The 4,747-nt window shown below is 41.4% G+C and carries 4 protein-coding genes; 2 read left to right on the top strand and 2 right to left on the bottom strand.

Going from position 1 to position 4,747, the window contains the following annotated elements:
• Nucleotides 1-135 precede the first annotated feature (135 nt).
• Together R7P74_RS24410 and R7P74_RS24405 are read right to left on the bottom strand one after the other, a co-directional pair.
• A complete protein-coding gene (locus R7P74_RS24410; protein WP_025768430.1) occupies nucleotides 136-1,278 on the bottom strand; it encodes a flavohemoglobin expression-modulating QEGLA motif protein in 1,143 nt (380 codons plus the stop codon).
• 147 nt (nucleotides 1,279-1,425) lie between these two features.
• Complete coding sequence (locus R7P74_RS24405; RefSeq protein ID WP_025768431.1) at nucleotides 1,426-2,571, bottom strand: Na/Pi symporter; 1,146 nt, start codon at nucleotides 2,569-2,571, stop codon at nucleotides 1,426-1,428.
• Between the two features lie 386 nt (nucleotides 2,572-2,957).
• On the opposite strand from R7P74_RS24405, the gene nhaR reads away from it, so the two are divergent.
• Complete coding sequence (nhaR, locus tag R7P74_RS24400) at nucleotides 2,958-3,848, top strand: transcriptional activator NhaR (RefSeq protein ID WP_005381942.1); 891 nt, start codon at nucleotides 2,958-2,960, stop codon at nucleotides 3,846-3,848.
• Between the two features lie 288 nt (nucleotides 3,849-4,136).
• The gene (locus R7P74_RS24395) at nucleotides 4,137-4,445 is read left to right on the top strand and encodes an ArsR/SmtB family transcription factor (protein ID WP_005381940.1); all 309 of its coding nucleotides are present in this window, start codon (nucleotides 4,137-4,139) and stop codon (nucleotides 4,443-4,445) included.
• Nucleotides 4,446-4,747: the final 302 nt, after the last annotated feature.

Genomic DNA, 4,747 nt, shown 5'->3' with positions numbered 1-4,747 from the left:
AGTTCTTTTAGTTGTTGATTTCATAACACTCTCCAATTTTGGGGGTGGAAAGTGTCAACCTTATTTAGGACGGCACATTCAAGATATAGAAAAAGCTCCGAATGGAGCTTTTTTCTTTTTTGTACTTAGAAGGTATTATTTTAGTGCACTGACAATATAACGGTGAATTGGGTTGGTCTGCATCGGTGTGGACAGTGCCGGGCTAATAAACTTAGGTTGAGTGAATATTTCTTTACTCACTAATGAACGGATAAGCTCAAAGTACTTCAGCTCTGTTTTCCCGCACAACAATAGTGAAAAGTCATCGCCCAATCTATCATAGGCATTGAGCACCTCTCGGAATCCTCTAAGATACAAGTAATCCTTCGTTAAACCTCCACCTCGATACACTCGGGCAGTCGTTGTAAATGCTTGAAGATCAGAAGCTTTATACTGTTCTTTTAATAGCATGAACGTATGGCGGAAATCGCGATCCTTGATCATCGACTCTACTGCCAGAACTCGTAAGGCTAAGGTTCTTAGGCGCTTGATACTGAAATGTCCTGACAGATACTCACATAATATAGCCAGCCCTTCTTGAGTGTTGGTATTGGCAGGACAACCTAAGCTCAGGACTTTTAGCGGTTGTTGACGACCGTTAAGCGTAGTCAGGAGATGTACTCCCATTTCATGATGTGCAAGAGCCTCCAGCTCATCAGTGGTGATGTACGCCGCGTGGTTAATTTTGACTCGAGACCCTGAAACTAGTGCGTTTGCTAACATCCCGTCCAACACCTGTATTTCACATTCATACCCATTGCGTTGAGCAAAATTTTGCATGAAACGTGCTATTGCACGGCTATCGTGCTGAGGTTCTTTTTCTTCTTCTGTAGGAAGGTGCAATATGAAATGGGCGTTGGCAATATCTTTGGCGCTCGGTTCCCCATAATAGCGTAAGGAGTTATAAAGAAACTCTTGCGTGCCGATGGTATTCACTTGATCCAGTTTATCTGCATAAGACTGAATTACATCCGCGTACAGCCTCTGCAGTTGGGTGTCTTGAATGTTTTCTAGAGGTAGCTCATATAGACGTCGCTTTGCGCTGTGGGTATCTACATTAGTAATTGAATATTGAAAATTAGGCTCTTGAGAATATTTGTTTTTAATGAAACGTTCTCTTTCTTGAGCATAATTAAGAGGATTCACGCTACTGAGGATATCAATATCAGCAACCAGTTGGGTTAGGTTTTCGTCTATTGCGAGTAGCTGATCAGAAATAGCGTCATTAAGCTGCGTCATGTTGTCGACTCCAAATGAGATAGCTCAGCATAAGCATGCTGATGTGGCTCAAATTATCACCGGACAATCGATTTGAACAGTTTAATTCTCATAAAAAAGGCTCCACGATGTGGAGCCTAAACAATAAGCGATGGTATGTCGTTGTTGTTACGTTGTTAGGGCTAGAATCGCACCTGGTAGAATAACGAATACTGACATTAGGTAGCCACCAACAACGGCTTTATTCTTAATAGCCATTTCAGAAATCATTTCAGCGCCTTTAACCGGAATCTCACGTAGGAATGGAATTCCAAAGATAAACAGCGTCGCCATGATGTTAAATACTAAGTGGACTAGAGCGATTTGAAGTGCGAATACTGCGAACTCTCCAGATACCGCTGTCGCTGCTAGTAGTGCCGTAATACAAGTACCAATGTTAGCACCCAGAGTGAAAGGGTAGATATCTCGTACTTTCAACACGCCAGTACCAACCAACGGAACCATTAAACTTGTCGTGGTTGAGGAAGATTGTACTAGAACGGTCACGATTGAGCCTGATACGATGCCGTGAATAGGACCACGACCGATGGCGTTTTTCAAAATTTCACGTGCACGACCAACCATTAGGCTCTTCATTAATTTACCCATCACTGTGATTGCAACGAAGATAGTCGCAATACCCAAAGCAATAAGCATGACGCCGCCAACAGTATCACCGAAGGTAGAAAGTGGCTCTTTAATTGCGCCTACGACTGGCTTTGTAATTGGTTTAATAAAGTTGAAGCCTTTAATGCTCATATCACCAGTAGCAAGCAGTGGAGAAACAAGCCAGTGAGAAACTTTCTCTAAAATGCCGAACATCATTTCCAACGGAAGGAAAATAGCGACAGCAAGCAAGTTGAAGAAGTCGTGAATGGTTGCACTTGCAAATGCACGTTTGAACTCTTCTTTACAGCGCACGTGGCCAAGAGACACAAGCGTATTGGTCACTGTGGTACCAATGTTAGCACCCATCACCATAGGGATAGCGGTTTCTACAGGTAAGCCACCTGCAACCAAGCCTACAATAATAGACGTTACAGTACTTGAAGACTGAATTAAGGCTGTTGCCACCAAGCCGATCATTAGACCTGCAACTGGGTGTGCGGCAAATTCAAATAGCACCTTAGCTTGATCGCCAGTTGCCCATTTAAAGCCACTACCAACCATAGATACTGCTAGAAGAAGCAGATATAACATGAATGCCAAGTTAGCCCAGCGTAACCAACGAGCTGTGCTCGAAATTGGTGCCACTGTTGAAGTAGCTTGGTTCATCATAATTTTCTCCGTTGACCTTTCAGTTCATTTTTCGGTCTGTAGTTGAATCTGCGGGCGATGTTAGAGAACAAATATTTCAGTAATATTACAGATTTCTTGCTGTGAGAGATTTTTATTGTTCTTTTTGATAATGGCGTAAAAGAGGAAGAAAATTAATTTTTAACCTGTTGATTTTAATGGTTAAATTTTGATTTCGTTTTGTTTGGTTTTTGCGTTTTTTTTGTAGAGAAAATGCGCCTCAGTTCAACTTTTATGACAGTATTGACTTTATACTTTCGGTAAAACTTATGCTTTTGTAAGGTATTGTATGGTTTTGTCGAGTTTATTGTTTGTCTCTGTCACATTTGGTATAAAAAGTATCACTTTCTTTTCGGGACTCGATCATGTCACATCTAAACTACAACCATCTCTATTATTTCTGGATGGTGTGCAAACAGGGCTCTGTAACTAAGGCGGCTGACGCGCTCTTCCTGACACCGCAAACCGTGACAGGACAGATTAAAGCGCTTGAAGAGCGCATGAAAGGAAAGTTAACCAAGCGCAATGGTCGTACAGTTGAGCCCACTGAGTTAGGTCAGCTTGTGTTTAAGTACGCCGACCGGATGTTCGGTTTGAGTTATGAGATGTTAGATATCGTCAATTACAGCCAGCACTCGAACATTCTATTTGAAGTTGGTGTAGCCGATGCGTTATCTAAACGCTTGGTCAGTAAAGTACTGATGACGACCGTCCCGGAAGATAACAGTATTCATTTACGCTGTTATGAATCAACCCACGAACTGCTACTTGAACGCCTTTCTCAGCACAAGCTAGATATGATCCTTTCGGATTGTCCCGTTGATTCTACTCAAAGTCCTGGCCTTTATAGCAAAAAGTTAGGTGAAAGTAGCATGAGCTTTTTTGCTTCTTCTGAAATTGAAAATGTGCGATTCCCTGAGATCTTGGAACAAAAAAAACTTCTGATTCCCGCGAGCCGAACGGCTATGGGGCGTAAAGTTATTCAATGGTTTGATCGTCAAGGCCTTCAACCCAATGTGCTAGGGGAGTTTGATGATGTTGCGTTGATGAAAGCTTTTGCTCGGTACCACGATGATGTGATTTTCTTGGCACCGACCGTATACATGTCGGAGATTGAAGACGACCGAAATTTACAGCTAATTGGCCATGTCGATGGGCTAAAAGAAGAGTACTACGTGATTTTTGCGGAACGAATGATCCAACACCCCGCGGTAAAAAATGTTTGTGATGCTGATTTCAGTCAAATGTTTGAGTAAACCCGTATCGTTGCGTAAATAAATAGATTACTATCAATAAAAATATAATTCTAAATAATATCTAAGTAAGCAAGATACTTGTTTTAGTGAGCGAAACTATTAATTATTGATGGCGCACCAATTAAAATCCTTGGTGGATAATATTGGTGTATCACTAACAACTAAATTAGAGGTTCTAATAATGAAGACTCTGGAAGTGTATCTTGATTTTTTTAGATATATAAATCAGTGCAACACAACAAGCTGGCCAGGGTTGGAATAAGTAAGTTGTAGCTAGAGGTCCAACACATGAATCTACAAGAAATGGAGCAGAACTCCGCAAAAGCCGTCGTGTTGCTCAAAGCGATGGCAAACGAGAGACGCCTACAAATCCTTTGTATGCTGCATAACCAAGAGCTGTCCGTGGGAGAGCTGTGTGCAAAGTTAGAGCTAAGCCAGTCGGCATTATCTCAGCATCTTGCTTGGCTTCGCCGTGATGAGTTAGTCACGACAAGGAAAGAAGCACAAACGGTGTACTACACATTAAAGAGTGATGAAGTGAAAGCGTTAATAAAAACACTGCATAGTCTTTATTGTGCTGAGAGTGCTCAACATTAATTAAATAGTCCTAATATACTGCTCATCTTAGAGTGTGAATCTAACTTGTTGGAATATTTGAGAGTGGCGTTAAACTTTTGATGATAGGGTACTACTCATCGACCAATTTGCTTTGTTCTCAAGTGTTTTAATAGTGCTTTCTAGTTTGAGCGTTATATGGGTAATGAATAAGCTGATGTCTTTAAATGGGACATTCAGAAAAAGAAAAGCTGGCATTGCCAGCTTTTTTTATTTTCAGCCCTAAACCACCTACTTCAGTAGGTGGTTATCATCCGTTTCGGCTTTGCCTGTAAAACTACTCA

The organism is Vibrio sp. 2033 (assembly GCF_033339735.1).
The sequence above is the reverse complement of the archived record's forward strand: the minus strand, read 5'-3'. Positions and strand labels throughout refer to the sequence as shown.

Excerpts from the sequence above, each read along its gene's own strand:
- R7P74_RS24410 (WP_025768430.1), bottom strand. The coding sequence starts at position 1,278 with ATGACGCAGCTTAATGACGCTATTTCTGATCAGCTACTCGCAATAGAC.
- R7P74_RS24405 (WP_025768431.1), bottom strand. The coding sequence starts at position 2,571 with ATGAACCAAGCTACTTCAACAGTGGCACCAATTTCGAGCACAGCTCGT.
- R7P74_RS24395 (WP_005381940.1), top strand. The coding sequence starts at position 4,137 with ATGAATCTACAAGAAATGGAGCAGAACTCCGCAAAAGCCGTCGTGTTG.
- nhaR (WP_005381942.1), top strand. The coding sequence starts at position 2,958 with ATGTCACATCTAAACTACAACCATCTCTATTATTTCTGGATGGTGTGC.